The organism is Streptomyces sp. SLBN-118 (genome assembly GCF_006715635.1).
Classification (GTDB): Bacteria; Actinomycetota; Actinomycetes; order Streptomycetales; family Streptomycetaceae; genus Streptomyces.
Genome location: NZ_VFNP01000001.1, coordinates 2,623,389 through 2,650,345, shown reverse-complemented (window position 1 = coordinate 2,650,345; position 26,957 = coordinate 2,623,389). Strand labels below are relative to the sequence as shown.

At 70.0% G+C, this 26,957-nt stretch carries 23 protein-coding genes; 13 read left to right on the top strand and 10 right to left on the bottom strand.

Features of this window, described 5'->3' with window-relative positions; genetic code table 11:
- Window positions 1-91 precede the first annotated feature (91 nt).
- Window positions 92-1,039 carry a hypothetical protein gene (locus tag FBY35_RS11765; RefSeq protein WP_186356916.1) on the top strand — a complete coding sequence of 316 codons (948 nt, stop codon included), beginning with the start codon at window positions 92-94 and terminating at the stop codon, window positions 1,037-1,039.
- A 111-nt stretch (window positions 1,040-1,150) separates the two neighbouring features.
- Window positions 1,151-2,455, top strand: coding sequence for a low temperature requirement protein A (locus FBY35_RS11760; RefSeq protein WP_260848589.1), 1,305 nt, complete (start codon window positions 1,151-1,153; stop codon window positions 2,453-2,455).
- On the opposite strand, the gene sodN is transcribed toward FBY35_RS11760, so the two are convergent.
- Complete coding sequence (gene sodN / locus FBY35_RS11755) at window positions 2,407-2,802, bottom strand: superoxide dismutase, Ni (RefSeq protein ID WP_142213746.1); 396 nt, start codon at window positions 2,800-2,802, stop codon at window positions 2,407-2,409. The genes FBY35_RS11760 and sodN overlap by 49 nt on opposite strands.
- Window positions 2,803-2,952: 150 nt before the next feature.
- Between sodN and sodX the strand changes: the two genes are divergently transcribed.
- Window positions 2,953-3,372 (top strand): nickel-type superoxide dismutase maturation protease, encoded by a 420-nt coding sequence (gene sodX / locus FBY35_RS11750; RefSeq protein ID WP_142213745.1) that lies wholly within the window; start codon window positions 2,953-2,955, stop codon window positions 3,370-3,372.
- Here sodX and FBY35_RS11745 read toward each other — a convergent pair.
- Window positions 3,276-3,905: an ABATE domain-containing protein gene (locus tag FBY35_RS11745; RefSeq protein ID WP_142213744.1), complete on the bottom strand. Its 630-nt coding sequence runs from the start codon at window positions 3,903-3,905 to the stop codon at window positions 3,276-3,278. The genes sodX and FBY35_RS11745 overlap by 97 nt on opposite strands.
- Window positions 3,906-3,997: 92 nt before the next feature.
- Between FBY35_RS11745 and FBY35_RS11740 the strand changes: the two genes are divergently transcribed.
- Complete coding sequence (locus FBY35_RS11740; protein WP_142215020.1) at window positions 3,998-4,297, top strand: hypothetical protein; 300 nt, start codon at window positions 3,998-4,000, stop codon at window positions 4,295-4,297.
- A gap of 95 nt (window positions 4,298-4,392) precedes the next feature.
- Here FBY35_RS11740 and FBY35_RS11735 read toward each other — a convergent pair whose 3' ends face one another.
- The 3 genes from FBY35_RS11735 to FBY35_RS11725 are packed head-to-tail and all read right to left on the bottom strand — an operon-like array spanning window position 4,393 to window position 7,108.
- Window positions 4,393-5,154 carry an amino acid ABC transporter ATP-binding protein gene (locus FBY35_RS11735; protein WP_142213743.1) on the bottom strand — a complete coding sequence of 254 codons (762 nt, stop codon included), beginning with the start codon at window positions 5,152-5,154 and terminating at the stop codon, window positions 4,393-4,395.
- Between the two features lies 1 nt (window position 5,155).
- Window positions 5,156-6,106: an amino acid ABC transporter permease gene (locus FBY35_RS11730; RefSeq protein WP_142213742.1), complete on the bottom strand. Its 951-nt coding sequence runs from the start codon at window positions 6,104-6,106 to the stop codon at window positions 5,156-5,158.
- A 42-nt stretch (window positions 6,107-6,148) separates the two neighbouring features.
- Window positions 6,149-7,108 carry an ABC transporter substrate-binding protein gene (locus FBY35_RS11725; protein WP_142213741.1) on the bottom strand — a complete coding sequence of 320 codons (960 nt, stop codon included), beginning with the start codon at window positions 7,106-7,108 and terminating at the stop codon, window positions 6,149-6,151.
- 528 nt (window positions 7,109-7,636) lie between these two features.
- Between FBY35_RS11725 and FBY35_RS11720 the strand changes: the two genes are divergently transcribed.
- The 3 genes from FBY35_RS11720 (at window position 7,637) to FBY35_RS11710 (ending at window position 11,492) form a co-directional block, all read left to right on the top strand.
- Window positions 7,637-8,854: an NADP-dependent malic enzyme gene (locus FBY35_RS11720; protein WP_142213740.1), complete on the top strand. Its 1,218-nt coding sequence runs from the start codon at window positions 7,637-7,639 to the stop codon at window positions 8,852-8,854.
- A 226-nt stretch (window positions 8,855-9,080) separates the two neighbouring features.
- Window positions 9,081-10,046 carry a zinc-binding dehydrogenase gene (locus FBY35_RS11715; protein WP_142213739.1) on the top strand — a complete coding sequence of 322 codons (966 nt, stop codon included), beginning with the start codon at window positions 9,081-9,083 and terminating at the stop codon, window positions 10,044-10,046.
- A 33-nt stretch (window positions 10,047-10,079) separates the two neighbouring features.
- The gene (locus FBY35_RS11710) at window positions 10,080-11,492 is read left to right on the top strand and encodes a cellulase family glycosylhydrolase (RefSeq protein WP_142213738.1); all 1,413 of its coding nucleotides are present in this window, start codon (window positions 10,080-10,082) and stop codon (window positions 11,490-11,492) included.
- On the opposite strand, the gene FBY35_RS11705 is transcribed toward FBY35_RS11710, so the two are convergent.
- On the bottom strand, window positions 11,470-12,315 hold the full coding sequence (locus FBY35_RS11705) for an MBL fold metallo-hydrolase (RefSeq protein ID WP_142213737.1): 846 nt from the start codon (window positions 12,313-12,315) through the stop codon (window positions 11,470-11,472). The genes FBY35_RS11710 and FBY35_RS11705 overlap by 23 nt on opposite strands.
- 71 nt (window positions 12,316-12,386) lie before the next feature.
- Here FBY35_RS11705 and FBY35_RS11700 point away from each other — a divergent pair, with 71 nt between their 5' ends.
- Both FBY35_RS11700 and FBY35_RS11695 read left to right on the top strand, forming a co-directional pair.
- Entirely contained in the window at window positions 12,387-12,596 is a 210-nt protein-coding gene (locus FBY35_RS11700; protein ID WP_018571396.1) for a helix-turn-helix domain-containing protein, read from the top strand.
- Window positions 12,596-13,159 (top strand): Clp protease N-terminal domain-containing protein, encoded by a 564-nt coding sequence (locus FBY35_RS11695; RefSeq protein ID WP_142213736.1) that lies wholly within the window; start codon window positions 12,596-12,598, stop codon window positions 13,157-13,159. The genes FBY35_RS11700 and FBY35_RS11695 overlap by 1 nt, the downstream gene beginning before the upstream one ends.
- A 270-nt stretch (window positions 13,160-13,429) precedes the next feature.
- On the opposite strand, the gene FBY35_RS11690 is transcribed toward FBY35_RS11695, so the two are convergent.
- The 3 genes from FBY35_RS11690 to FBY35_RS11680 all read right to left on the bottom strand — a co-directional run bounded on the left by FBY35_RS11690 (window position 13,430) and on the right by FBY35_RS11680 (window position 15,836).
- Window positions 13,430-14,380: a PadR family transcriptional regulator gene (locus FBY35_RS11690; RefSeq protein ID WP_142213735.1), complete on the bottom strand. Its 951-nt coding sequence runs from the start codon at window positions 14,378-14,380 to the stop codon at window positions 13,430-13,432.
- A 1-nt stretch (window position 14,381) separates the two neighbouring features.
- Complete coding sequence (locus FBY35_RS11685) at window positions 14,382-15,254, bottom strand: DUF4097 family beta strand repeat-containing protein (RefSeq protein WP_142213734.1); 873 nt, start codon at window positions 15,252-15,254, stop codon at window positions 14,382-14,384.
- A gap of 399 nt (window positions 15,255-15,653) precedes the next feature.
- Window positions 15,654-15,836, bottom strand: coding sequence for a DUF6104 family protein (locus tag FBY35_RS11680; RefSeq protein ID WP_014176503.1), 183 nt, complete (start codon window positions 15,834-15,836; stop codon window positions 15,654-15,656).
- 157 nt (window positions 15,837-15,993) lie between these two features.
- On the opposite strand from FBY35_RS11680, the gene FBY35_RS11675 reads away from it, so the two are divergent.
- The 4 genes from FBY35_RS11675 (at window position 15,994) to FBY35_RS11660 (ending at window position 22,797) form a co-directional block, all read left to right on the top strand.
- Window positions 15,994-16,425 (top strand): PT domain-containing protein, encoded by a 432-nt coding sequence (locus FBY35_RS11675; protein ID WP_222123124.1) that lies wholly within the window; start codon window positions 15,994-15,996, stop codon window positions 16,423-16,425.
- Window positions 16,422-18,422: a trypsin-like peptidase domain-containing protein gene (locus FBY35_RS11670; protein ID WP_142213733.1), complete on the top strand. Its 2,001-nt coding sequence runs from the start codon at window positions 16,422-16,424 to the stop codon at window positions 18,420-18,422. Before FBY35_RS11675 ends, FBY35_RS11670 begins: the two co-directional genes overlap by 4 nt.
- A gap of 90 nt (window positions 18,423-18,512) precedes the next feature.
- Entirely contained in the window at window positions 18,513-19,526 is a 1,014-nt protein-coding gene (locus FBY35_RS11665; protein WP_142213732.1) for a MoxR family ATPase, read from the top strand.
- Window positions 19,527-19,530: 4 nt separating this feature from the next.
- On the top strand, window positions 19,531-22,797 hold the full coding sequence (locus FBY35_RS11660) for an SAV_2336 N-terminal domain-related protein (protein ID WP_260848588.1): 3,267 nt from the start codon (window positions 19,531-19,533) through the stop codon (window positions 22,795-22,797).
- Between the two features lie 61 nt (window positions 22,798-22,858).
- Here FBY35_RS11660 and FBY35_RS11655 read toward each other — a convergent pair whose 3' ends face one another.
- Window positions 22,859-26,701, bottom strand: coding sequence for a multifunctional oxoglutarate decarboxylase/oxoglutarate dehydrogenase thiamine pyrophosphate-binding subunit/dihydrolipoyllysine-residue succinyltransferase subunit (locus tag FBY35_RS11655; RefSeq protein ID WP_142213731.1), 3,843 nt, complete (start codon window positions 26,699-26,701; stop codon window positions 22,859-22,861).
- Window positions 26,702-26,957 lie beyond the last annotated feature (256 nt).

The window sequence follows — 26,957 nt, the reverse complement described above, 5'->3', positions numbered from 1 at the left end:
GCCGGTGGCCGCAAACAGGGCTGCGTATCGGGCCCGCCGAGGTTTTCCACAGGCCCGAACGCTTGTCGGTGGCGGCCTGCATCATGGCCTCATGACCGATCTTGAGTCGCTGCACGATTCACTGCTCGTACGGCGTGCGCTCGCAGGTGTCTGGCTCGCCTCGATGGCCTTGTGGCTGACCGGCTGCGGGCTCGGCTCCGGGGACGATGCCGAGGCTCCGTTCGCGGCCACTGCCGCGGACGTCCCCGAACTGCCCCTGGACCGCTATGAGCTGAGCGCAAAGGAGTACACACGCTTCGACCAGGCACAGGACCGTCTGGCGCAGCGCTGCATGGTGGGCTTCGGATACGCGGACTTCCCGCTCGACCCGAAGCTCCCGCAGGGCGGGGCGGCGCCGATCCTGTCGGTGCTGGTGTCCTCGAGCCCCTTCGGGACGCTCGACCTCGACCGTGCCGGCCGCTGGGGATACGGCTGGGATCCAAAGACGAGCGTCGTACCCGAGCACACGGGCCGCGCGATGACCGAGGAGGAGCACGGAATCCTCTACGGCAGCCGCCTCGGGGGCGCGATGACGGTCCACGGGCGCAAGGTCCCTGCGAGCGGCTGCTCAGGCGAGGCGAACAAGCAACTGACCAGCGGAGTCAAGGACTCCAAGCGCATGTGGTCCTACGTCTCCGGGCGCGAACAGAACCTGATCAGGACCGAGCCCAGGAACGAACGGATACGCAGGGCGTGGGCCACCTGGTCCCAGTGCGTCGTGGACAAGGGGCTCAGCCGGTACGAGAGCCCGGACAAGGCGTTCGCGGACAAGGCCTGGCACCGGGGCAGCGGCGGCAATACGACCCGCAGTGAGCGGGAGTTGGCGACGGCGAGGGCTGATGTCGAATGCAAGCGGAAGCACGACACGGTGCGGGAGTGGTGGGAGGCCCGCGCGCAGATCCAGCGCGCTGACATCGAGCGGAACAAGGCGGCGTACGAGGCGGTGCGGCGGGACCTGGATGTGGTGAGGGCCAACATACGCAGGGCACTTGACGAGTGATGAACGGTTGCGGATCCCTCGTCGTCGGTATCGTTCCGCGCGGAATCAGCCGACCCAGTCATGGGCGCCGGAGGGGGAGAGGCCGTGCCACCAGGTAGAGAGCGTTCCCGGATGATCGCCACGGAGGGCGGTCACCGTGTGACGCCTGCCGAACTGTTCTTCGACTTGGTGTTCGTGTACGCGATCACGCAGGTCACGGCGCTGATGGCGGCGGACCCATCCCTGCTTCGGCTGCTCGGCGGGGGAGTCGTGCTCGCCCTGCTGTGGTGGTGCTGGTGCTGCTTCGCCTGGCTGGGCAATGTCGTACGGGCCGACTCCGGGGCGATGTTCGCCGTGCTGGTCGCCGTGATGGCGGTGGTGCTGGTCGTCACGGTGACGGTGCCGGAGGTCTACGACGACCTGCCCGGCGGCCTGTACGCACCCTTGGTGTTCGTCCTGTGCTACGGCGCTGTCCGCGTCCTGCACCTGGTCACGTACTGGATCTCCAGCCCCGGCGACGAGGCGCTCCATGTCACCCTGCGCCGCACCGCGCTGCTGTCGGTGGCACCGCCGTTCGTCGTGCTCCTGGTCGGCTGCGCCTTCACCGGCCTGACGCAGGTGCTCATCTGGCTCGGTGCGGTCGTCATCGACTACAGCGGCATCTACATCACCGGCTCATCGGGCTGGCGGGTCGCCTCGCCGGCCCACTTCGCCGAACGGCACGGACTGATCGTCATCATCGCGCTGGGCGAGTCGATCGTCGCGATCGGGGTGGGAGTGTCCGGCCTCCCCGTCTCCACCCCGGTGCTGGCCGGGGCCGCCGCGGGACTGTTGGTTGTCGCGGGGATGTGGCGCCTGTACTTCCGCCAGATCAGCGAGCCGGCCGAAGAGCGCCTGACTGCCTTGGAGGGCGACGATCGAACCCGCCTGGCACGCGATGCGTACACCTTCCTGCACCTGCCGCTCGTCGGGGGCATCGTGCTCACGGCGCTCGGCATGAAGAAGGTGCTTCACCAAGTCGCGGACAGCGAGCACTACGGCCTGTCCGAGCCCCTGCACGGCGTGGTGGCGTGGGCACTCGCCGGCGGGGTGGGCATCTTCCTGCTCGCGGCGGCGGCGATCCTCCTGCGCACCAGCGGCCGGGTGTCCCTCGTCTTCATCATCGGCGGCCTCGCCTGCCTGGCCGCGGGCGTGCTCGTCGTCCTGGTGCCGGCTCTGCTCGCCCTGGCGTTGCTGGCAGCGGCGGTGCTCGGCCTGGTGGTCCTGCACAGCCGGCGGACCGGGTCCGCCAGGCAGGTGCGGCATAACGCAGACAGACAGACAGACAGACACGACCGCACCCGGCCTCCCGAGACGGGGACCGGGTGCGGTCAAGTCTGCGATGCGGATCAAGCCTTCTTGGTCTCCCAGAAGATCTTGTCGATCTGGGCGATGTAGTCCAGCGCCTTTTGGCCGGTCGCCGGGTCCGTCGATGCCTTAGCGGCCGACAGCGCCTTGAGGGCGTCGTTGACCAGCTGGTGCAGCTCGGGGTACTTCTCGAAGTGCGGCGGCTTGAAGTAGTCGCTCCACAGCACCGAGATGTGGTGCTTGGCGAGCTCCGCGCGCTGCTCCTTGATGACCGTGGCGCGGGCCCGGAAGTGCGGGTCCTCATTGGCCTGGAACTTCTCCTGGACGGCCTTGACCGACTCGGCCTCGATACGGGCCTGGGCCGGGTCGTAGACACCGCAGGGCAGGTCGCAGTGGGCGCTGACCTTGACCTTCGGGGCAAACAGGCGGGAGAGCATTGAGCTGTCCTTCCTCGTGATCGTCTTCTCAGGTGGGACATTACTCCGTGAGAGCGGCGTTTTCGCGAGTGCCCCCTAGGGCTTAGGACAAAAGTCCAGGGTCAGTATGGGACTGGTGGGCGAACATACCGTGGGACTCGGAGGTGGCGGATGACCGATCAGGGGCGGGAGCCGAAAGTGCCTTTCGGAGTCGCCGAGGTGACAGGTCCTTCCATGTACCCGACGCTCAAGCACGGGGACCAACTGCTGGTGCACTACGGCGCGGACGTGCGCCCCGGTGATGTCGCCGTGCTGCGTCATCCGCTCCAGCAGGACCTGCTCATCGTCAAGCGGCTGGTCGAGCGGCGCGAGGACGGCTGGTGGGTGCTCGGTGACAATCCGGGGGCGGAGGGGGACAGCCGGCTGTTCGGCACGGTGCCCCATGACCTCCTCCTGGGGCGGGTTCGCGGCAGATACCGGCCGCTCGCACGGGATCAGCGATCGGTGCGCGGGGTCGCCTCCTGGGCGTTCTCGGCGGTGAGGCCCGTACTGTCCGACCGGTCCGTCTCGAGGCGTTTGCGGGCACGGTAGGCGGCCACATTGGCGCGTGTCGCGCAGCGGTCCGAGCAGTAGCGGCGGGAGCGGTTGGTCGAGGTGTCGAGATAGGCGTTGCGGCACGGCGCTGCCTGGCACAGGCCGAGCCGGTCGACTCCGTACTCGGTCAGATGGAACGCGAGCCCCATCGCGGCGATCGCGGCATACCCCGCCGTCGCGTTGGTCGGATGGTCGGCCAGGTGCATGTGCCACTTGGGGCGGCCGTCCTCGTGCCGGTAGTCGTGACCCGAGATCTGCGGGTTGACCGGAAACTCGAGCAGCAGGGAGTTGAGCAGGTCGACCGCGTGGGTCTCGTCGCCCGCGTCGGCCGCGGTGAAGACCGCGCGCAGCCTGGCGCGTACGGACCGGAGACGGGTGACGTCCGCGTCGGTGGCGCGCCGCGCGGCCTGGGCGGAGACGCCGAAGAGTTCCCGGACGGCGTCGACCGAGGTGAGGGAGTCCTTGTTGCGGGTCGGCTCCTCGGTGTTGACCAGGCGCACGGCGTAGTCCGAGTAATGGGCCAGTTCCACTTGTAGTCCTTACCGCGGAGGTCTGGTGTCGACGTAACAGCTGTTATTGCTTCGAGGGTATTACGGAGGGGAGGGTTCCGGTGTCGGAGGCGATGACGGGAGCGGACTGGCGGGCCTGGCAGCAGAGCTGGGACCGACAGCAGGAGTGGTACATGCCCGATCGCGAGGAGCGGTTCCGGGTGATGCTCGACATGGTCGAGGCGCTGGTGCACTGGCTGCGCAGACCGCTGGCCGCGCTGTACGGACAGATCGCCGGGCTAGTGCGCGAGGGCGGAGCCTTCATCAACGCGGACCACATGATCCATGCCGAGACGCTGCGGAACGCAGGATTCGGTGAGGCCCGGGCTGTATGGGCCCCACCCTCCGACACGCTGCTGTTGGCCGTGAAGTAGACGGCGGTCACGGACACAGAAAACGGCCACGGACACGGAAAAGCACGGAAAAGGGCGGTACGGACACCAGGTCCGTACCGCCCTTTCCGTGTCGCTTAAAGGACCTTCGAGAGGAAGGCCTTGGTGCGGTCGTGCTGCGGGTTGTTCAGGACCTCGCGGGGGTGGCCGGACTCGACCACGACGCCGTCGTCCATGAACACCAGCGCGTCGCCGACCTCACGCGCGAAGCCCATCTCGTGCGTCACGACGATCATCGTCATGCCGTCCTCGGCGAGGCCGCGCATCACGTCGAGTACCTCGCCCACCAGCTCCGGGTCGAGCGCCGATGTGGGCTCGTCGAAGAGCATCAGCTTCGGCTCCATCGCCAGCGCACGGGCGATGGCGACGCGCTGCTGCTGACCGCCGGAGAGCTGGGTGGGGTAGTGCTTGCCCTTGTCACCGAGGCCCACTCGGTCGAGCAGCCGCTCGGCACGCGCACGGGCCACGGCCTTGGACTCGCCCTTGACCTGTATGGGCGCTTCCATGACGTTGGCGAGCGCGGTCATGTGCGGGAAGAGGTTGAAGCGCTGGAAGACCATGCCGATGTCCCGGCGCTGGGCCGCGACCTCGCTGTCCTTCAGCTCGTAGAGCTTCTCGCCCTTCTGCTTGTAACCCACCAGCTGACCGTCGACCGACAGGCGGCCGGCATTGATCTGCTCCAGGTGGTTGATGCACCGCAGGAACGTGGACTTGCCGGAGCCGGAGGGGCCGACCAGGCAGAACACCTCACGGGGCGCGACCTCCAGGTCGATGCCCTTGAGGACGTGGGCCAGTCCGTACGACTTGTGTACGCTCTCGGCCTTCACCATGGCGGTCATGTCACACCCCCCTGGGGCTCTTGACGAACGAAAGGTTCTTCCGGACCTTCTGCCACGGGGTGAGCGGCAGCTGGCGCAGCGAACCACGTGCGTAATACCGCTCCACATAGTACTGGCCGACGCTGAACACGCTGGTCAGAGCCAGGTACCAGACCGAAGCCACCAGCAGCATCTCCATGACCGCGAAGGACGTGGAGCCGATGTTCTGCGCCGCGCGCAGAAGCTCGGTGTACTGCACCGCGGACACCAGTGAGGAGGTCTTGAGCAGGTTGATGAACTCGTTGCCCGTCGGCGGCACGATCACTCGCATCGCCTGCGGAAGAACGATCCGGCGCATGGTCTTGTTGCTGGACATGCCCAGCGCGTGCGAGGCCTCGGTCTGGCCCTCGTCGACCGACTGGATGCCGGCCCGGACGATCTCGGCCATGTAGGCGCCCTCGTTCAGGCCCAGGCCCAGCAGGGCCACCACGAACGGGGTCATCACGTCGACCATCTCGTCCTTGTAGAACCCGAGGTTCAGGACGGGGAAGATCAGCGCCAGGTTGAACCACAGCAGCAGCTGCACGAACACCGGAGTGCCGCGGAAGAACCAGATGTACAGCCAGGCCACCGCGCCGGTGACCGGGTTCTTCGAGAGCCGCATGACGGCGAAGACGATGCCCAGCACCAGGCCGATGAGCATCGACAGCACGCTGATCAGCAGCGTGTGCCACATGCCGGTGACGATCCGGTCGTCGAAGATGAAGTCCCCGACGGTGTCCCAGTTGACGTCACCCTGCGAGAACGAATAGATCAGCAGAGCCAGCAGCGCCAGGACGACGACGCCGCTGATCCAGCGGCCCCAGTGCCGTACCGGGATGGCCTTGATCTGCTCAGGGTGGGATGCCACCTTGACGACCGCCGAGTCCTTGGGGGGCTCCTCGGCGGGCGTCTTGTCGAACTTGTCAGTCACAGTGACTGCCCTTCAGTGGAACGCTTGAGACGGACGCCGGGATCACTTGCCGGCGTTGACGGTCGCCTCGGTGACGGCGCTGTTCTTGACGTCCCACTTTTCCAGGACCTTGGCGTACTCGCCGTTCTTGATGATCGTGTTCAGTGCTTCCTTGAGCGCGTCGCGCAGCTGGGCGTTGTCCTTGTCGACGGCGATGCCGAACGGACCGGCGTCGGTCTGGTTGCCCGCGACCTCGAAGTCGTTGCCGCCGCCCGCGGTCTTCGCGATGTACGCGGCGACCGGGTAGTCGTTGAGGTCGGCGACGGCGCCACCGGACTTCACGCGGGTCTGGGCCTCGGCGTCGGTGTCGAACGCCTCGATGGTGAGCTTGCCCTTGCCGTCCTTGGTGCACTTGGCGGCCTGGGTCTTGAAGGTCTCTTCGTAGATCGTGCCGCGCTGGACGGCCACCTTCTTGCCGCACAGGTCGTCGAGCGACTGGATCTTCTCCGGGTTGCCCTTCTTGACCAGGAGCGAGACGCCGGAGGTGAAGTAGTCGACGAAGTCGACGCCCTCGCCGACCTTCTTGCCCTTGTCGTCCAGGCCCTGCTGACGGGCCTTGGTGTCGCTCATGGCGGACATGACGAGGTCCTGGCGGCCGGTGTTCAGCGACGAGATCAGGCCGTCGAAGGTGCCGTTGGTGAACTGGAACGTGACGCCCAGCTCCTTGCCGAGAGCGGCGGCGATGTCGGGGTCGATGCCGACGATCTTGCCGCCCTCCTCGAACTCCATCGGCGCGTAGGCGGCGTCGGTGCCGACCTTGATCACCTTGGAGTCCTGGTACTTCTGGGGCAGCTTGCCGAAGAGCGCCGCGCTGCTCGCGGATGTGCCCTTGGTCTCCTTCGAGCCCCCGGCCGTCTGGTCACCACAGGCGGTGAGCATCAGTGACCCGGCGACCGCGATCGCGCCGACCGCGGCGATCCGGGCCCTGGTTGCGGTCGTACGAGAGGTGTTGCTTGCGGTCATGGTCGTGATCCTCCGGCGGATGAGGTGCTGCCATTCAGGACATTTCGAGTCGTTCCACTCATCTTCGAGTGTCGCGACCTTGGGTGTTTTCGGCATCTTGCCATTCGGACTAGCCCAATCAGGGGGCCGAGCATGTCAAAATCGGGTAACGGGACACCCCCGAAGCTCACGAGGCCGGTACATCAAGGCCGGACCTTTCACTGGGTTGCCTTCTCCCGGCCGGAAAATCTGCGGCCCGACCGGTGCTTCGCACCGGTTTCGGGGTGCGTAGCTGACGTGTCCTGACACGTCGCAATGAGTCCTGTCAGCAAGCTGATATCGACTCGTCGCCGGGGCCGTCGGTCCGGTAAGAAGGACACTTACACCCCTCATCCGGGGCTCAGGGCGCGTGTGCGGCGCGCCCGCGCGTACGTACCTCCCTCGCCAGGCGGGCCAACCGCCGCGGCGGGGCACTTACGCGGTGCCCGCCCACCCCTCCTCAACCAGGAGTGGCCACCCTCAACTGATGAAGACTTAAGGGGTCAACAAATGGCAGCGGAGATCGTCAATCCTCGCAGCGACAGCGAAGACGGTGCGCAGGGTGCTCCCGAGGAGCCCTTCGATCCGGCCTTCGCGCTGCACCGCGGCGGCAAGATGGCCATCCAGGCCACGGTGCCGGTGCGAGACAGGGACGACCTGTCCCTCGCATACACGCCCGGTGTCGCCAAGGTGTGCAACGCGATTGCCGAGCAGCCGGAGCTCGTCCACGACTACACCTGGAAGTCGCAGGTCGTCGCAGTTGTGACAGACGGCACAGCGGTGCTCGGTCTCGGCGACATCGGGCCGGAGGCGTCGCTTCCGGTGATGGAGGGGAAGGCCATCCTCTTCAAGCAGTTCGGCGGGGTCGACGCGGTGCCGATCGCGCTGGCCACGACCGACACGGACGAGATCATCGAGACCGTGGTCCGGCTCGCGCCCTCGTTCGGTGGCGTGAACCTCGAGGACATCTCGGCGCCGCGCTGCTTCGAGATCGAGCGCAGGCTGCAGGAGCAGGTCGACATCCCGGTCTTCCACGACGACCAGCACGGCACGGCCGTGGTGACCCTCGCCGCGCTGCGCAACGCCGCGAAGCTGACCGGCCGCGGTCTGGGCGACCTGCGCGCGGTCATCTCCGGCGCCGGCGCCGCGGGTGTGGCCATCGCGAAGTTCCTGCTGGAGGCGGGCATCGGCGACGTGGCCGTGGCCGACCGCAAGGGCATCGTGAGCCGGGACCGCGAAGACCTGACGTCCGTGAAGCGCGAGCTCGCGGAGATCACGAACAAGGCCGGTCTCTCGGGCTCCCTGGAGACCGCGCTGGCCGGTGCGGACGTCTTCATCGGCGTCTCCGGCGGTACGGTCCCGGAGGAGGCGGTCGCGTCGATGGCGCCGGGCGCCTTTGTCTTCGCGATGGCCAACCCGAACCCCGAGGTCCACCCCGACATCGCGCACAAGTACGCGGCCGTGGTGGCGACGGGCCGCAGCGACTACCCGAACCAGATCAACAATGTCCTGGCCTTCCCCGGGATCTTCGCGGGCGCGCTCCAGGTCCGGGCCTCCCGGATCACCGAGGGCATGAAGATCGCCGCGGCGAACGCGCTGGCAGACGTGGTGGGCGACGCACTGGCGGCCGACTATGTGATCCCGTCGCCCTTCGACGAGCGGGTGGCCCCGGCGGTCACCGCGGCGGTGGCGGCGGCTGCGCGCGCGGAGGGCGTCGCGAGGCGCTGACGCGGGGGCACTGATCCGGCGCGCGACAGCGTGCCGCCGATCATCCGGACGGGCCGTGCGGCACCCCTGAGCGGGTGCGGCACGGCCCGTCGGGCTCGGGGCCAGAAATTTCCGGGCAGGTTTGCGCCAAACAGGCGGATCGGCTGTCGCGAGCCTGCGGGACGCGGTGCGTGTCACACCCTTGTGTGGTTCCGTCGCGCCCGGCCGCCGCCCTATCGTCATGGTCATGTTCGCCGCCTACGCAGCCCGCATCGACCGTGACGCCCCGCTCAATGGCCTGGAGCTGGGTGACCGCCCGGCTCCCGAGGCCCGGCCCGGCTGGAGCACCGTCACCGTCAAGGCCGCCTCGCTCAACCACCACGACATCTGGTCGCTGCGTGGAGTGGGTCTCGCCGAGGACAAGCTCCCGATGATCCTCGGCTGCGACGCCGCGGGCATCGACGAGAACGGCAACGAGGTGGTCCTCCACTCCGTGATCGGCCAGAGCGGCCACGGCGTCGGGCCCGACGAGCCGCGCTCGATCCTCACCGAGCGATACCAGGGCACTTTCGCCGAACAGGTCTCCGTCCCCACCTGGAATCTGCTGCCCAAGCCCAAGGAGCTCAGCTTCGAGCAGGCCGCCTGCCTGCCGACCGCCTGGCTCACCGCGTACCGCATGCTTTTCACCAACGCCGGGGTGCGCCCCGGCGATTCGGTCCTCGTCCAGGGCGCGGGCGGCGGCGTCGCCACCGCCGCGATCGTCCTCGGCAAGGCCGCCGGACTGCGGGTGTACGCGACCAGCCGCGACGAGGCCAAGCGCAAGCGGGCGGTCGAACTCGGCGCGGAGGAGGCCTACGAACCCGGCGCACGGCTGCCGCGGCGTGTGGACGCCGTCATCGAGACCGTCGGCGCCGCGACCTGGTCGCATTCGGTCAAGTCGCTGCGCCCCGGCGGCACGCTGGTGATCTCCGGCGCGACAAGCGGCGACCGCCCCTCGCACGCCGAACTGACTCGGATCTTCTTCCTGGAGCTCAAGGTCGTCGGCTCGACGATGGGCACCAAGGACGAGCTGGAGGATCTCCTCTCCTTCTGCGTGGCAACAGGAGTACGCCCGGTGATCGACGAGGTCCTGCCGTTGGACCGGGCCCGGGAGGGCTTCGGGAGGATGGCCGCCGGAGACCTCTTCGGAAAGATCGTGCTGACGCCCTCTTGATGGGCCGTCAGGTGCGCTGATGGGATCCGTCCCATGCCTACGCGCCGAACGATCCCGGTACTGATCGGCTGCTGCCTCCTTCTGGTTCTGGCGGCAGTGGCCCCGGCCTGTGCCGCCACCTCCTCGGACCCGGTCGGTATTCCCCGTCTGACCGACGACCGCGGCCGGACGCTCACCCTGCATGGCTGGAACGTCGAGGACAAGACGAACCGCGGCGACCTGGCGCTGTCCGCCATCACCGAGAAGCACTTCCGCGACCTGCATGCCCAGGGCTTCAACTTCGCCCGCCTGCTGATCTTCTGGGACGACCTGGAGCCCAGGCGCGGCCAGTACAGTGCGCGGTATCTCCGCACCATCGAGCGGGTTCTGGACTGGGCCGATACATACGGCATCCAGGTGCTGATCGATTCCCACCAGGACGTGTTCGGCCCGGCCTTCGGGCATCGCGGAATCCCCGAATGGGCCACCCGGACCGACGGCCTGCCCTTCACCCCGCATCCGGGCGACTGGTTCTCGGAGTACTTCGAACCGGCCGTGCAGCGCGCCTTCACCCACCTCTACGAGGACGAGGACCTGCGGCAGGCCCAAGCACGGATGTGGCGGGTCGTCGCAGCACGCTTCGAGCACCACCCGGCCGTACTCGGCTACGACCTGATCAATGAGCCGATGGGCGAGATGCGTGCGGGCGAGGACCTTCCCACCGCGGCCCGCCGCATCGAGCGCGATCAGCTCACGCCGATGTACAACCGCCTTGCCGACGCCGTGCGGTCGGCCGACGAGGGCAACTGGATCTTCGCCGAACCCACCCCGATCGTGGGCGAGGGTCTCCCGACCGGTCTCGGAAGGATCAAGGACCCCAAGGTCGTCTTCGCGCCGCACTTCTACAACACGGCAATGGAGGCGGGCGGGGACTACGACCCCTCGGCGGGCTGGATCGAGTCGTACGAGGCGGCCGTGACCGCGTACCCGAAGGAGCAGCGGATCCCGGTCGTGGTGGGTGAGTGGGGGCCCCTCAACAACTCCCTTCCGAACATGGGCCGTTTCTACCGTGAGGCGCTGGCATCCCTGAGCCGCTACAGCTCCGGCTGGGCGGGCTATGTCTGGTGCTACGGCGGCGGCTACTGCGCGCTCGACGAGCACGGTCTGTTCCGCACGAACAAGGAGCAGACCGCGGCGCCGTACGCGCCGGCCGTAGCGGGGCGGGTCGTGGCCGATACGTACGACCCGGCCTCCGGGACGTACCGCCTGGTGTACCGGGCGCGCGGGCGGTTGGGCGTGACGGAGATCTCGCTGCCGCCGAGCGCGTCCGGCCGGCGTATCGCCCTGGACGGCCCGGCGTGGACGGACACCCCGACGGTGCCCGCGGGCCGGACCCGCACGGTGCGCGTGCTGGCACTGCCCGGCGCGCGGATCACGGTCACTGTCAGTCCCGGTACACCACGATGAAGTCCCCGCTGTGGGTCCTGCGTTCTGCGAGGGCGTCGCGCAGCCCCCGCAGATGCGCGGTCGTCAGCTGGAGCGGAGGCTCGTCCGGCTGATGCGTCGTGCCACGGGGGTAGTCCTTGTCCGGCGTCCTCGTCATCTCTATGTGGCAGCCCAGGACATGGGTGACCGGATGGGTCTCGCAGAAGGCGAGCAGCCGGTCGACGGTGGCGGTGAAGGCCTCCGCGTCCTGGACGTACAGCCGGCCGGGGTAGAGCGAGTCGCCGGTCAGCAGCAGGCCGGTGTGGCGGTCGTGGAAGACGACGGCGGCTTCCTGGTGCCCGGGCCCGGGCACCAGGTCGAGCAGCCGCCCGCCGAGGTCCAGTTCGGCGCGGCCTTCGGGCCAGTCCGTCAGCCCGAAGAACTCCCGCACCTCGGCGAGCGACGGCCCGACGACCTCGGTGTGCGGCCGGTCCGCGAACTGTGGGTCGCCCGCGATGTGGTCGCTGTGGCCGTGCGTGTGCGCGACCACCAGTCCGTACCCCGGGCGGGGACGGCGGGTGAGCCACTGCTCGATCAGCGCGTCGACGGTGGCGCGCAGGGGGAAGTACGCCGGGTCCGCAGTCGCGCCGGTGTCCAGCAGCAGCGCCCGTTCGTTCCCGAACAGCAGGAAGAGGAATGGGGCTTCGAAGTGCACGGACTTGTTCTGCCGCAGGACCAGGGTGTGTTCGGAGTAGGCATGCACCTGTATCTCCGGAGCGGGGTCGTGCTTGGGAGAGGGCCAGCCGGCGTGCCACTGGACATCGAGGCTGCCGGTCACGGGTGCGGACGTACGGAAATCGATCACAGAACCACGGTACGGCGAGGCCTTGTCAACGTGGGTTGACTGTGGACAACTGTCAATGTAGGTTGACAGGTATGACCGAAGCAACCGATCTCGCCGAGAGGGCGGGCGACCGCGACCCGCGGGTCGGGCTGCGGGCCGTCGCCGCGCTGCGGCGGCTCCTTGAGCAGCTTGAAGCCGTACAAGTACGCAGTGCCCGCAATCAGGGCTGGTCGTGGCAGGAGATCGCGGCCGAACTGGGCGTCAGCCGGCAGGCCGTACACAAGAAGTACGGGAGGCAGTGATGTTCGAGCGCTTCACCAAGGACGCCCGGGAAGTCGTCACGGGCTCGGTAGACCACTCGGAACGGGCAGGCGCGGACTCCGTCACCGAGGAGCATCTGCTCCTGGCGATGCTCGACCAGGAGGGCACGCGTACGGCGTTCGCCTTCGCGTGCCTCGGGATCGCCGACCGCCGCGGCTCGGTGGAGAACGCGCTCGCGGACGCACGGCGGCGCGGGGGCCTGTCCAGGGCGGACGAAACAGCGCTGGCCGGGCTCGGCATCGACGTCGACGAGATCATCTCGAAGATCGAGGAGACGCATGGGGCGGGCGCGCTGCAGGTGGCCCGGAGGCCGAAGCGGCGGTGGTCGGGGCACCGGGCCTTCAGCCCTTCGGCGAAGGACCTGCTGGTGAAGTCGCTCCGTATCGCGGTGGGCCGGGGCGACCGGCACGTCGGGGGCGAGCACTTGCTCCTGGCGCTGACGGCGCGGCCGGGGGTGGTGGCGGATGTGCTGGCGGAGCACGGTGCGACGTATGAGGCGGTGGAGCGGGCGGTGTTCGGGGGTGGGGCGACGCGGGCGGGGTGAGGCGGTTTGGTTCCCCCACCCCGCCCCTTCCCGAAACTGGGGGCTTCGCCCCCAGGCCCCCGGGGGGTGGTGACGGTGGGGGCCGGCGCCCCCGCACCCCAGGGCGGCAGCTTCGCGCCGCCGGGTCCATCGGGCTCGTCCCTACACAGGGGGCACGGGCAAGCTCCCGCATCCGCACCCCGAATCCCCGCGGCCCGGCCCGGGGCGCGAGCCCCGATGTGGCCGCACCGGGATTGCCTGGACCCCTGCTCGGCAGGGGCCGGCCGCGGGCTACGCCTCCGGCTTCCGCAGCAGCGCGCCGATATGGGCCGCCGCCGTTGACAAGTGGCGGCGGGCCTCCGCGAGTTGGGCGGCCGTGACTCCGTGGTCCCTCGCCGCGTCGCGGATGTCGTCGCGGAAGCGGTCCAGAAGGCGGTCCAGGTCCCGGGCCGGGTCGTCCGACGCCGCAGCGTCCTTCGCCCATTCCGGGGGCACGCCCGCCGGGTCCGGCTTGACGTAGGGGGGCCATGCCGTGCCACGTGCCAGGCCACCCAGCTGCGTGCTCAGCTCGGACAGGCCCTCCCGTACGCCCGTCGGCCAGTCACCCCGTGCGAAGTGGTCCTGCACCTGGTCCTGGACCTGCTTGGCGATGCGCTGCATCTCCCTGCGGGCCGTCTCCTGCGCCTCCTTCGCCTGGCGGCGTGCTTGCTGTGCGTCCTCGCGGGCCCGGCGCGACTCGTCCTTCGCCCGCCGTGCCTGCTCCTTCCACTCCTGCTTCGCCTTCCGCAGCTCTTCCTTCGCCGCGCGCCACGACTCCTTGTCGCTCCAGTCCGCCTCCGCACCGACGGATGTCGTCCGTGTCTCCGACGCCGCCGCGCGCATCTCGCTGCGCAGCTTGCCCGCCGCGCCGCGCACGTCGTCGCGGATCTCCGCGGCCAGCTCGGAGACCGACTCGCGGATCTCCAGTTCGAGATCCGCCAACTCGCCGCTGCGCCCGGCCAGTTCCTCCCGGCCTGCGTCGGTGATCGAGTAGACCTTGCGGCCTCCCTCGGTGGCATGGGTGACCAGGCCCTCGGCCTCCAGCTTGGCCAGGCGCGGGTACACCGTGCCTGCCGACGGCGCGTACAGGCCCTGGAAGCGCTCCTCCAGCAGCCGGATGACCTCGTAGCCGTGGCGCGGGGCCTCGTCCAGGAGCTTCAGCAGATACAGGCGCAGACGGCCATGAGCGAAGACGGGCGCCATGTCAGAGCACCTTTCCGGTGGGGGCTGCGTCGTGCGGTTCGTCCTCCGCGGGTGGCCGGCGCAGCAGCGCGATCGAGCCGGACACGGTGGTCGCCTTGAGCGTCCCCGTGCCCGCGCCCAGCCTTCCAGTGATCTTCTTCGCGCCCCACTGGCCGCTGACCCGCAGGTCCTCGAAGGCGTTGGAGACCGCTCCGCTCGCGGTGTTCGCCTCGACGCGCGCGTCCGCGGGGTGCGGAAGCCGGATCGCGACCTCGCCGGAGACGGTGGTCAGCCGGATGTCGGTGGGCTTGCCCGCCCCCTCCTCGTCGAGCACGGTGAGGTCGATGACCATGTCGCCGCTCACCGATTCGGCCCGTACGGAGGTTGCGGCGCCCTCGATCACGGTCAGATCGCCGGAGACGGAGTTGTAGCGCAGATCGCCGGTGACGGACTGAGCCTCCAGATTTCCGGAGACGGTGTCCGCGCGGACGGCGCCCGAGACGCCGACGAGTGTGGTGTCGCCACTGACCCCGCGTATCGCCGTCGTGCCCTGTATTCCGGATACGAAGGCTGCCGCGCCGACGACGCCGACCTCGACCGCCGAACCGGTCGGGACGGCGAGGGAGACGACCGCGCTGCGGTGCCAGCCCTTGCGGTCGAGCCACTTGAGGAAGCCCTTCCAGGGCAGGTCCTCGTACGCCACGGTGAGCGTGGAGCCCTGCTGGGTCACGATCAGCGGGGGGCCCTCGATCTCGGAGACCTCCAGGCGGGCGGAACCTTCGTCCGTGCCCACGACGTTGACCGTTCCGTTGACCAGGCGCACGTTGAGTGCCGTCACGGGGGCGTCGAAGGTGAGCTTCTTGGGGGCGGCGACTTCCCACGTCGACTCTGCCATGGTGCTGACCTCCCGGGGCGGGTGTGACGCAACATATCGCGTCTCTTGATAGATACGATATATCGCGACCAGGGGATGTCAAGCGGGGTGGTGAGCGAGCGCGTCAGGGTCTAACGGCCATAAGGGGGCAAATCGACCTGATGGGCCCGATGGAAGGGCCATTAGCGCGATATCCGCGGGCGGGCTGATGCTGTGCGGGGCCCGTTCGATCGTGGCGTGGGTGTACGGCCGCGGAGCGGAGGCGGGCCGATGGCGCGCGGGGGCCGGGCCGAGGCAGTTCCGCGCCGAGCTGCGCCTGGGGCGCCCAGCGGCTCTTGCGCGCCACGCCCCCGATCCGCCCAGCTCGGCGCAGGCACTCGAGACGCCGACGAAGTGTCCCGAACCTGTCGGTCCAGGCCCCTACTCGTCCTCGTCCTCGTCGTCCAGCCGCGCCAGCCATGTGGCCAGGCGTTCCACCGGGACCTCGAAGTCCGGGTTGAGGTCGACGAACGTGCGCAGCTGCTCGGCGAGCCACTCGAAAGTGATCTCCTCCTCGCCGCGCCGCTTCTCCAGCTCCTCGATGCCGCGATCGGTGAAGTACAAGACATGCTCCTGGTACGGACGGGGTCTACCTCCTCAGGTTACGGCGACTTCCTCCCCTCCCCTGCAACCGTCCGGGCCAGTAACGTCGTCGCCATTCGCACAGCGCCCAAGTGCGGTGACACTGGGGTGAGTTGGCCGTGCTACGACGGGGGGAACCGTGACAGGACGCGTCCAGCGGATCGAGCTGCCCGGGGGAGCCGTCGTGCTCGCCCGGCTGTCCACCGACGGCGGCGGATACGGCGAGGACGACGAGGACGTCGGTTTCGTCGAGAACGCCACCGCGAAGGTCCAGCAGCTCCAGCAGCTGATCACCGAGGTCGGCGCCTCCGTCCTTGATGCGGCGGCCGCCGCCAAGCCGGACGAGGCGAGCGTCAGCTTCGGAGTCGAGCTCACGGCCAAGTCCGGTGTGGCCCTCGCCGTCCTGGCGGCGGGGGAGGCCAAGGCGTCCGTCCAGGTCACCCTCACCTGGCAGCTCAAGGACCAGCCGACCGACCAGCCGACCGCCCGGCCGAGCCGTCAGCAGCCCGGCCAGCCGCCCGCCCGGCCGGCAGGCCGGCCCACGCCTCAGTCGCCCGCAGACCCGGCATGAACGATCCCGACTCCGACTCCGTCATCGATGCCCTGACCCGCGCGGCCACCGTCCACTTCTCGCACCGGCAGGACGACTCGCCCATGTGGGGCAGCGGCTTCTTCGTCGCCCCCGGCTGGGTCCTGACCTGCGCCCACGTACTCGCCCCCCACCTCAAGGGCGACCCGGCCAGGACCTTCCGCCTCTGTGGCAGCGAGGTCAACGACGGCGAACCGCTCGATGCCCGGCTCGCCTGCTGGCTGCTCGACGGCGAACCGCGCGCCGAGCAGCGCGTGCCCCTCGAGCAGGACCTCGCCCTCGTGCGTCTCGTCGACGACGGCGTCGAGCACGAGTGCGTCTGGCTCACCGACCGCACCGACTACCCCGGCGGCCGCGGGATCGTCCAGGGCTACCGGCCCGAGGACGACCCCGTGCGACAGGTCCGACGGGCCGTGCGCTGGAAGGCCGGTGCCAGGATCAACGGCTTCGACGACGACTACGGGATGCGCTTTCGGCCGGAGGCCGAATTCCCCAAGGGCGGTTCGGGATCACCGGTGCTCGACGCCCACACCGGCGCCGTCGTCGGCATCCTGAAGTCCCGGCGGACCGGCCGGGACGGCGGCATGGCCATCGCAGCCACCGCGCTGCGCCGCTTCGGCCCCGCGTACCAGACCCTCATGGCCGCGCACGACAGCTGGCACGGCCAGTCCCCGAAGGTCACGGGCCACAACTGGATAGAGCGCCAGCACCAGCTCCCGGGCGCCGGTGTGCACACCGGCGGCGACCACTGGAGCCCCCGCGACCGGCGTGAGGCGCTGTCTCTGCTCTCGGGCGTGCGCCCCCCGGCCGCCATCCGGCCGGTCGTCGAACTCGCCAAGAAGGCCCGCGGCGGCGTCGCAGCGCCGCCGGGCCAGCTGCTGCCGCGCATCTGGCGCGACGGGCACGGCCTGCTGTACGAGGCGGGGCAGCCCGTCGCCGCCATCGCCGCGCTCCACTATCTCCAGCTCGTCGTCGAGTACGAGCGCAGCCGCGGCGGCGACCCCGTCCCGCTCGCCGACTGGGTGGCCCGGCGGCTCCAGGACGTGCCCCGCATCGTGCACACCGTGGTCACCCAGGCGACGCTGCCGCCCGGACTCGTCCATCAGCCCACGGCCGACGGGCAGGACCGGATCGTCGTCCACTACCCGCGGCCCGGCGACGGGTCGGCGGTCGTGATCGTCGAGATGGAGCCGGTCTGCGACGCCCGCCCGACCCGCTTCTACTGGCGGATCCGCGTCGACGACGGCCAGGACGTGAACGAGCCGCTGCACGAGGAGCAGACCGGCGACGGTGTGCCGCCCGAGCGGATCGTGCAGCGGCTGCGCGGCCCGCTGGAGGAGGTTTTCGCCTCCGTGGACTCGCCCGGTGCCCCGGCGCCCCTCGAAGTCGCCCTGCCCGTCGATCACTTCGACACGGCCGTGCACCGCTGGCAGCTCACCGAGATGGCCCGGCTGCACCATCCGGCGTATGTGGGCGTGCGGCGGATGGTGGTGCTGCGTGATCTCGCGAGACGAGGGAAACCGGACGCCGTCTGGCAGCGTCGCTGGGAGGCGGCGCTTGCCGCCGAAGCGCTGACCGCGGCCCGTACGCCGCCGCAGCGGCAGGTCCCGCGCCCCCGGCACTTCGAGGAGATGCCGCCGTCCGCCGTGCCCGTCCTGTGCCGCCCCGCAGGCAGCGGCGTCGGACGGCGGGCCATCGGGATGGCGCTGCAGGCGGGACACGGCATCGCCCTGTGGCACACGGACGGCCATCCCGACCACGGCTGTTCGGAGTTCTGCGAGGAGATGCAGCGGGGCGCTGCCCAGTTGCTGGCCCAGAGCGCGGGGGCCCTTGAGCTTCCCGACCGGCTGCGCCGTATCAGGGACGACATCAGCGGATCGAGGAACAGCAGGCACTGGGCGGAAGGGGTGGCCATGCTCTACGACGATCCGAGCCGCCCTCTGCCCGCCGACGACTCCGGACCGGTGGACTCGCCATGAGGAGCCGCGTCCGAGCAATGGAAGGCCGGGGCGGTGGGTACAAGTCCCCCGTGGTCCGCCACCCCACCGACCGCCTATGAGGAGCGAGCGATGGACGACTGGCTGATCTACCGAGGCGTCGGCGCACCGGATCCCGGCCGGATCCGCCACCTGCCACCGCCCCCACCTTGGCGTGCCTTCTCCGGGGTGCCGCTGCCCGACCCGGCGCCGCCAATCGACAGTTCGTCCACGCGGCGGCTCGGCTCGCGCGTTGGAGCCCCGCCCGCCCAGGACGCCGAAGCGCTCGAACTCATCAATGCCGCCCTGTACTTGAGGCGTCCTTTGCTGGTCACGGGCGAGCCCGGTTCCGGCAAGTCCACACTCGCGCACTCGGTCGCGTACGAACTGGGGCTGGGCCGGGTCCTCCAGTGGCCCATCGTCAGCCGCACCGAGCTGAAGGACGGCCTGTACACCTACGACGCCATCGGCCGGCTCCAGGACGCCCAGCTGGCCGAGCGCGGCGCCGAGCGGGGGTCCGACGACATCGGCCGGTACATCAGGCTCGGGCCGCTGGGCACCGCGCTGCTGCCCGCCGAGCGGCCCCGGGTGCTGCTCATCGACGAGCTCGACAAGAGCGACATCGATCTGCCGAACGACCTGCTGAATGTGGTGGAGGAAGGGGAGTTCGCCCTTCCGGAGCTGGAGCGGATGGCCGACCGGCCGGGGCACGACGAGGTGCGGGTACTCACCGACGACGGCCGCCGGGTGCCCGTCAGGGACGGCAGGGTGCGCTGTCACGCCTTCCCCTTCGTCGTGATGACCAGCAACGGCGAGCGCGACTTCCCCGCACCGCTGCTGCGCCGCTGTATCCATCTGCACCTGGACCCGCCGCGCGACGAGCGGCTCGCCGCGATGGTGCAGGCCCACTTCGGGGCCGGGGCGGACGAGCGGAATCTCGATCTGATCGGGCAGTTCACGCGCGAGGACGGCGACGGCGAGCTGCGGCCCACCGACCAGCTGCTCAACGCCATCTATCTCACGCAGCAGGCGGTAAGGGCGGATTCGGGGCGGCGTGAGGAGATCGCCGAGCTGTTGATACGTCCCCTCGACACCCCGCAGCGGTGACCACATGAACCCGGCCGTTCCGCCTCCCGCGGCGCTGACCGCCTTGGTCGCCCGGCTGCGCGAGGCCGAACTGAAGCCCACGGCGGAGGAGCTGGCGGACGCTCTGTGGCTGTCCCGGCATGTGCCGTCCGCGCCGTCCAGGCAGCCGGACGCGGCACCCGGAGGGAAGGCCGGAACAGATCCCGCGGACCGCGCGCCGGTGGAGGAGGCGCAGCCGCCCGCACCGTCCTCGTTCCGTGCGGGACCGTCCCCGGGACCCCGCGTCGACCTGTACGGCCCCGCTCAGACGGCGGGCGCACCGGCAGGCGTATCGCCCGCCGGCATGCGCAGGGTTCCCGTGCCGGCCGCTGCCGCGCTGCCCGACGCCCCGGCGCTGCAGCGCGCGCTGCGGCCCCTGCAGCGCTACCGCCCGCCCATGCGCCCGGTACGCCGCGAGCTCGACGAGGTCGCGACGGCCGACCGCGCCGCCGACACCGGCCTCGTGGTGCCGGTGCTGCGCACGGCCCGGCGGCGCGAGGCACGCCTCGCCCTCGTGATGGACGTCTCCTCCTCGAACGTAGTATGGGACAGGGCACTCGAGGAGCTGCGGCAAGTCTGCGAACGCGCCGGGGCGTTCCGCGAGGTGGCCGTTCACCGCCTTCGTGAGGACGCTCCCACACCCGCCCAGCTCGGCGACCCCACCGGACGCCAGCTGACCCTGGTCCTCAGCGACTGCGCCGGCCCCATGTGGCGCAGCGGCCGGATGCAGCGGCTCCTGCACACCTGGGCGTCGACCGCGCCCGTCGCTGTGGTGCAGCCGCTGCCGCAGCGGATGTGGGAGCGGACGCACCTTCCTGCCCGGCCCGGACTGCTGCGACGGCGCGAAGGGCCGGCGGGACGGCTGGAGTTCACCCCGAAACAGCCAGGTCCGGCGGACCTCCACCGGGGCATTCCGGTGCCCGTGCTCGCCCTGCGCCGCTCCTCGTTCGACGCCTGGACACGGCTGGTGGCGGGCGCGACCGGGCAGTCGCTCGATGCCGCCGCCGCGCTGGTGCGGGCCCGCCACGCACCCGCCGCGCCCCGGTCCCGTACGGCCCGGCACATCGAACCCGCCCAGCGCGTCCGGACCTTCCGCAGGACCGCATCGCCCGCGGCCGCCCAGCTCGCCGTCTATTTGTCGGCGGTCCCGCTGGTACTGCCCGTGATGCAGCTCGTACAGCGCGCCATGCTGGTCCGCGGCGGCCCCGACGTGCTGGCGGAAGTACTGCTCAGCGGGCTGCTGCGGCGGGACGACGACGGGCCGGCCGAGCAGGAGGGCGGCCCCGCGTATGTCTTCCTGGACGGGGTCCGCGAGGAGCTGCTCGGCCAACTGGGCGCAAGCAGCGCGGCGTTGGTGCTCAAGCACTGCTCCGAGTACGTGGAGAGCCGTTATGGGCGTACGGTCCGCAACTTCCCGGCCATGGCCGCCGCCTTCCTCGCCGGATCGGTGGACCCGCGCCCGTCCGCGCCCGGCGGCCCCGGCAGCCGCAGCCAGTGGGCCTTCGCCCAGGTGTCGGCGCAGGTGCTGAGGCGGCTCGGGGTCCCCGAACCCGCGTCGCCGCCCGGCGGTCTGCCCAAGGACGGCGCGGCGGGTCTGCGGGCACAGGCCCGCGCCTGTCTCGCGCACTTCGGCGCGTACGGCACCGTACGCGACCTCGACGAGGCGATCCGACTGCTGGGCTCGGCCACCCAGGCCGAACGGCGCACCACCGAGCGGGCCGTGCTCTACGGAGAGCTGGCCGAAGCCCTGCTGCGGCGCTGGCTGGTGCGGCCGCTGCCCGAGGATCTGCGTGAAGCCCTGGACGCCGCCCAGAACGCGCTCACCGGCAAGCCACAGGCCTATCTGACGCTGGCGCAGGTGCTCGAAGCGATGGCCGACGAGGTGGAGTCGGGCCGCCTGAGCACCCTGCTGATGCCGGAGTGGGTACGGCTGCAGGCGGCGGCCGGAGCCGACGATGTGCGACTGGTCGCGGCGATCCTGCTGTCGACCGCGGATGCCGGACTCGCCGAACTGACCGACAGCCGACCCCGGTTCGACGACATTCCCGGGCTCAGGGAGGCAGCGGCGGCCACCCGGATCCGGGTGCTGCGGCGCCTCGCGGTGACCGGCGCCCCCTACGGGCTGCGCGGCCCGGTCCGGCCCGAGGACTGGTTCACCGAGACCACACAGACCGCCCTGGACGTCGTACAACTGCTGCTGGACGACGAGCGCCCCGAGTCCGCGCTGCTCGTCGAGGGCGGGCTGCTGCTGGAGCTGGCCCGCCACTACCGCGGCGAGGGACCGGTCGCCAGGGCCGCCGACGAGAGGGACCTGATCGCCTCCCGCGCCTACGCCGAGCGCGCCGACGAGGACCTGCACGCGGGCATCGACGGACTCGACTGGGAGTCGGTACCCGAGACGCAGCTCTGCCGCGCCTGGCTGGACTACGCCGATGCCATCGAATTCGCCCACGAGACCCCGGACGACGACGACAGGCTGCGCATCCTCCAGGCCCTGGACCAGGCGCGCCAGCACGTCGGCAAGGACGAGGACGCCCTGGCCGACATCCTGCTGCGGATGGCCCGCGTCCTGGAGCAGCGCTACCTCTCGACGGGAGGCTGGGCCCACCGCGACTCGGCGATCGCGGCCTGGACCGAGGCGGTGCCGCTGCTGCCGTGGAACGACCCGGGCCGGGCCGTTGTCCTGACCTCGCTCGGCAGGCAGCTGACCGAGCGCGGTGTGGACAAGGACTCCTCGGCCGACATCCACGCGGCCGTACGGGCACTGCGCGGCGCGATCGAGCAGACACCGGCGGCCGACCATGAACTCCCGCGTCGCCGTGCCCTGTTGGGCCACGCCTACATCGAATGCTTCCGGGCGGAGGAGACCGTCGCCGACCTGCACGAGGCGGACTGGGCGCTGGGAGCCACCGCACGGGCGGCGTCCGACCCCGAACTGGCCGCGTACGCATGGTGGTACCGCGCCCTCGCCTCGGCCCTGCTCGCGCAGCGCACCGCGTCGCATCCCAAGCTCCAGGACGCCGCCGCCCACTACCGCCGCGCCGCGGCCCAGCCCGGCACGGGCGACCTGCTGGAGCGGGCGACGGCCGCCCAGTGGATGCGGGCCACCCGCCTGGAACGCACGGCGGGCCCCGGGCGGGCCCTGGAGGAACACCGGGCTGTGCTGTCCCTGCTGACGGCCGCCGGGGCTTCGCGCTCGCAGTCCGCGCAGCTCATCCGGCAGGAGGTCGACCGGCTCGAACACACCCGCTGACAGCCCGGAGGGCCCTGCCCTGCGCGGTGTGCGCCGGGCAGGGCCCTTAAGGTTCGTACGGTCAGGCCTCGAAGACCTCGTTGAGCAGCTGCTGCTGCTCGGCCTGGTGACGCTTGGCCGAACCGACCGCCGGGGACGAACCGTGCGGACGAGAGATACGGCGCAGGCGCTCGCCGTGCGGAATGTCCGCGCCGACCGCCAGGTCGAGGTGGTCGATCAGGTTCAGCGCGATGAACGGCCACGCACCCTGGTTCGCCGGCTCCTCCTGGGCCCACAGGTACTTCTCGGCGTTCGGGAACTTGGCGATCTGCGCCTGGAGCTCGGCACCCGGCAGCGGGTACAGCCGCTCGAGGCGGATGATCGCGGTGTCCGTGACGCCGCGCTTGACCCGCTCGGCCTCCAGGTCGTAGTAGACCTTGCCGGTGCAGAAGACGACCTTGTGGACCGCGTTCGGGTCCACGGAGTCGTCGCCGATCACCGGGCGGAAGCCGCCGGTGGTGAACTCCTCCGCCTTCGACGCCGCGGCCTTCAGACGCAGCATCGACTTCGGGGTGAAGACGATCAGCGGCTTGTGGTGCGGGTTGTGGACCTGCCAGCGCAGCAGGTGGAAGTAGTTCGACGGCAGGGTCGGCATGGCGACCGTCATGTTGTTCTGCGCGCACAGCTGGAGGAAGCGCTCCGGGCGGGCGGACGAGTGGTCCGGGCCCTGGCCCTCGTAGCCGTGGGGCAGCAGCAGCGTGACGCCGGAGGTCTGGCCCCACTTCTGCTCGGCCGAGGAGATGAACTCGTCGACGACGGTCTGTGCGCCGTTGACGAAGTCACCGAACTGCGCCTCCCACATGACCAGCGCGTCCGGGCGGGCCAGCGAGTAGCCGTACTCGAAGCCCATCGCCGCGTACTCGCTCAGCAGCGAGTCGTAGACGTTGTAGCGGGCCTGGTCCTCGGAGAGGTACAGCAGCGGGGTGTAGTCCTCGCCGGTCTCCTGGTCCACCAGCACCGCGTGGCGCTGGCCGAACGTGCCGCGGCGGGTGTCCTGGCCGGAAAGCCGGACCGTGGTGCCCTCCATCAGCAGCGAGCCGATGGCGAGCGTCTCGCCCATGCCCCAGTCGATCGTGCCGTCCTCGACCGAGGCCGCACGGCGCTGCATCTGCGGCATCAGACGCGGGTGGACCGTGATCCGGTCCGGGATGTTGACCTGGGACTCGGCGATCCGCTTCACGATCTCCTGGGAGACCGCCGTGGTGACGGCCACCGGGAACTCGGCCTGCACGTCCGGGACATGGGCCGGGGCCGGGTGGCTGGTCGCCTCGCGGACCTCCGCGAAGACCTTCTCCAGCTGGCCCTGGAAGTCCTGGAGCGCCTGCTCCGCCTCTTCCAGCGTGATGTCGCCGCGACCGATGAGCGACTCGGTGTAGAGCTTGCGCACCGAGCGCTTCTTGTCGATCAGGTTGTACATCTGCGGGTTGGTGAACTGCGGGTTGTCGCCCTCGTTGTGACCGCGGCGGCGGTAGCAGATGAGGTCGATCACGACGTCCTTGTTGAACGTCTGGCGGAACTCGAAGGCGAGCCGCGCCACGCGGACCACGGCCTCCGGGTCGTCGCCGTTCACATGGAAGATCGGCGCCTCGATCATGCGGGCCACGTCGGTCGCGTACATGGACGAACGCGAGGACTCCGGGGCGGCGGTGAAACCGACCTGGTTGTTGATGACGATGTGGACCGTGCCGCCGGTGCGGTAGCCGCGCAGTTGCGACATGTTCAGCGTCTCGGCGACGACACCCTGGCCGGCGAAGGCCGCGTCACCGTGCAGGGCGACCGGCAGGACCGTGAAGTCCGTACCGCCCTTGTTGATGACGTCCTGCTTGGCGCGGGCCACACCCTCGAGAACCGGGTCGACCGCCTCCAGGTGCGAGGGATTGGCGACCAGCGAGACCTTGATCTGCTCGCCGTCGAGACCGGTGAAGGTGCCCTCGGCACCCAGGTGGTACTTCACGTCGCCGGAGCCGTGCATCGACTTCGGGTCGAGGTTGCCCTCGAACTCCCGGAAGATCTGCGCGTACGACTTGCCGACGATGTTCGCCAGGACGTTCAGGCGGCCGCGGTGGGCCATGCCGATGACGACCTCGTCCAGGCGCGACTCGGCGGCCGAGTCGATGACGGCGTCGAGCAGCGGAATGACGGACTCGCCGCCCTCCAGGGAGAACCGCTTCTGACCGACGTACTTGGTCTGAAGGAAGGTCTCGAAGGCCTCGGCGGCGTTCAGCCGGCGCAGGATCCGCAGCTGCTCCTCGCGCTCGGGCTTGGTGTGCCCGCGCTCGATGCGGTCCTGGATCCACTTGCGCTGCTTCGGGTCCTGGATGTGCATGAACTCGACGCCGGTGGTGCGGCAGTACGAGTCGCGCAGTACGCCGAGGATGTCGCGCAGCTTCATCATCGACTTGCCGGAGAACCCGCCGACCGCGAACTCGCGCTCCAGGTCCCACAGGGTGAGGCCGTGCTCGATGATGTCCAGGTCGGGGTGCTTGCGCTGCTTGTACTCAAGCGGATCGGTGTCGGCCATGACATGGCCGCGGACCCGGTAGGAGTGGATCAGCTCGAAGACGCGCGCGGCCTTGGTGACGTCGTCGTCGTGGGAGACGTCGATGTCCTTGAGCCAGCGGACCGGCTCGTAGGGGATGCGCAGGGACTCGAAGACCTCGTCGTAGAAGCCGTCCTCGCCCAGGAGGAGGCCCGCGACGATCCGCAGGAACTCGCCGGAGGCGGCGCCCTGGATGACCCGGTGGTCGTATGTGCTGGTGAGGGTCATCACCTTGGAGATGCCCAGCTTGTTCAGGGTGTCCTGGGAGGTGCCCTGGAACTCGGCCGGGTAGTCCATGGAGCCGACGCCCATGATGACCGACTGCCCGGGCATCAGACGCGGCACGGAGTGGACCGTGCCGAGGCCGCCGGGGTTGGTCAGCGAGACGGTGACGCCTGTGAAGTCGTCCATCGTCAGCTTGTTGTTGCGGGCGCGCCGGACGATGTCCTCGTAGGCCTGCCAGAACTCGAAGAAGTTCAGCGTCTCGGCCTTCTTGATGCCCGCGACGACCAGCTGGCGGTCACCGTTGGGCTTCACCAGGTCGATGGCCAGGCCGAAGTTGACGTGCTCCGGCTTGACGAGGACGGGCTTGCCGTCCTTCTCCACGTACGACCAGTTCATCGACGGCATGGCCTTGATGGCCTGCACCATCGCGAACCCGATCAGGTGCGTGAAGGAGACCTTCCCACCGCGGGCGCGCTTGAGGTGGTTGTTGATGACGATGCGGTTGTCGAAGAGCAGCTTCACCGGCACGGCGCGCACGGACGTGGCCGTGGGCATCTCCAGCGAGGCGTTCATGTTCTTCGCAACCGCGGCGGCGGGGCCGCGCAGGGTCACGTACTCGGGGCCGTCGGCCGCCTCTGTGGCGGGCTGCGCCTTGGCGGGCGCGGCGGGCTTGGCAGCGGCCGGGGCGGCTGCCGGAGCCGGAGCGGCGGCAGCGGGCTTCGCCGCGGCGGGAGCCGCGGGCTGCGCAGGCGGTACGGCGGCGGCCGCGGGCTTCGCCGGAGCGGCGGGCGCGGCAGCAGGGGCGGCCTGGGCGGGAGCCGCCGGGGAGGCGGTCACCGCAGCCCCCGCGGCTGCGGCACCGTCCGCGGACGGGGCTTCGCTCACCGGCTTCGCCCCTGCGGCGGCAGTACCCGCGCCGCCCGGTTTGTAGTCGGCGAAGAAGTCCCACCAGGCACGGTCGACCGAATTCGGGTCCTGGAGGTACTGCTGGTAGATCTCGTCGACGAGCCACTCATTGGGGCCGAAGGCGGCGGCAGGGTTCTTACCCTGCCCGCCTTGGTCGGTCGAGATGCTCGAGTTACTGGGGGACTGAGACGACACGGCGGCAACCGCCCTCTTCCGCTTCACAAGGTGATGGACAGCGGAAATAAAGGCTACGCCTCCCTGGCCGAGAGGTGCAGGCCGGGCGGGCCATCGTCGCGCAAGTCACACCGATCGGCGGGTTTCGGGGCAAGGAATGGCGGGAAACAAGCCCGGTTCCGCTTTCCGCGGGTAGGACTCACCGCGGCTGCGACCCACTGCCTCGCACCCGGGACGGCGCAGCGGCCGAATTTCCGGCCGAGCCCTCACCGCGTAC

What these genes read in the sequence shown, in the direction of transcription:
- FBY35_RS11765 (WP_186356916.1), top strand. Translation starts at nt 92, where the DNA reads ATGACCGATCTTGAGTCGCTGCACGATTCACTGCTCGTACGGCGTGCG.
- FBY35_RS11665 (WP_142213732.1), top strand. Translation starts at nt 18,513, where the DNA reads ATGGACGACTGGCTGATCTACCGAGGCGTCGGCGCACCGGATCCCGGC.
- sodX (WP_142213745.1), top strand. Translation starts at nt 2,953, where the DNA reads ATGACCGATCAGGGGCGGGAGCCGAAAGTGCCTTTCGGAGTCGCCGAG.
- FBY35_RS11695 (WP_142213736.1), top strand. Translation starts at nt 12,596, where the DNA reads ATGTTCGAGCGCTTCACCAAGGACGCCCGGGAAGTCGTCACGGGCTCG.
- FBY35_RS11670 (WP_142213733.1), top strand. Translation starts at nt 16,422, where the DNA reads ATGAACGATCCCGACTCCGACTCCGTCATCGATGCCCTGACCCGCGCG.
- FBY35_RS11720 (WP_142213740.1), top strand. Translation starts at nt 7,637, where the DNA reads ATGGCAGCGGAGATCGTCAATCCTCGCAGCGACAGCGAAGACGGTGCG.
- FBY35_RS11690 (WP_142213735.1), bottom strand. Translation starts at nt 14,380, where the DNA reads ATGGCGCCCGTCTTCGCTCATGGCCGTCTGCGCCTGTATCTGCTGAAG.
- FBY35_RS11700 (WP_018571396.1), top strand. Translation starts at nt 12,387, where the DNA reads ATGACCGAAGCAACCGATCTCGCCGAGAGGGCGGGCGACCGCGACCCG.
- FBY35_RS11715 (WP_142213739.1), top strand. Translation starts at nt 9,081, where the DNA reads ATGTTCGCCGCCTACGCAGCCCGCATCGACCGTGACGCCCCGCTCAAT.
- FBY35_RS11735 (WP_142213743.1), bottom strand. Translation starts at nt 5,154, where the DNA reads ATGACCGCCATGGTGAAGGCCGAGAGCGTACACAAGTCGTACGGACTG.
- FBY35_RS11760 (WP_260848589.1), top strand. Translation starts at nt 1,151, where the DNA reads ATGATCGCCACGGAGGGCGGTCACCGTGTGACGCCTGCCGAACTGTTC.
- FBY35_RS11725 (WP_142213741.1), bottom strand. Translation starts at nt 7,108, where the DNA reads ATGACCGCAAGCAACACCTCTCGTACGACCGCAACCAGGGCCCGGATC.
- FBY35_RS11710 (WP_142213738.1), top strand. Translation starts at nt 10,080, where the DNA reads ATGCCTACGCGCCGAACGATCCCGGTACTGATCGGCTGCTGCCTCCTT.
- FBY35_RS11660 (WP_260848588.1), top strand. Translation starts at nt 19,531, where the DNA reads ATGAACCCGGCCGTTCCGCCTCCCGCGGCGCTGACCGCCTTGGTCGCC.
- FBY35_RS11740 (WP_142215020.1), top strand. Translation starts at nt 3,998, where the DNA reads ATGACGGGAGCGGACTGGCGGGCCTGGCAGCAGAGCTGGGACCGACAG.
- sodN (WP_142213746.1), bottom strand. Translation starts at nt 2,802, where the DNA reads ATGCTCTCCCGCCTGTTTGCCCCGAAGGTCAAGGTCAGCGCCCACTGC.
- FBY35_RS11685 (WP_142213734.1), bottom strand. Translation starts at nt 15,254, where the DNA reads ATGGCAGAGTCGACGTGGGAAGTCGCCGCCCCCAAGAAGCTCACCTTC.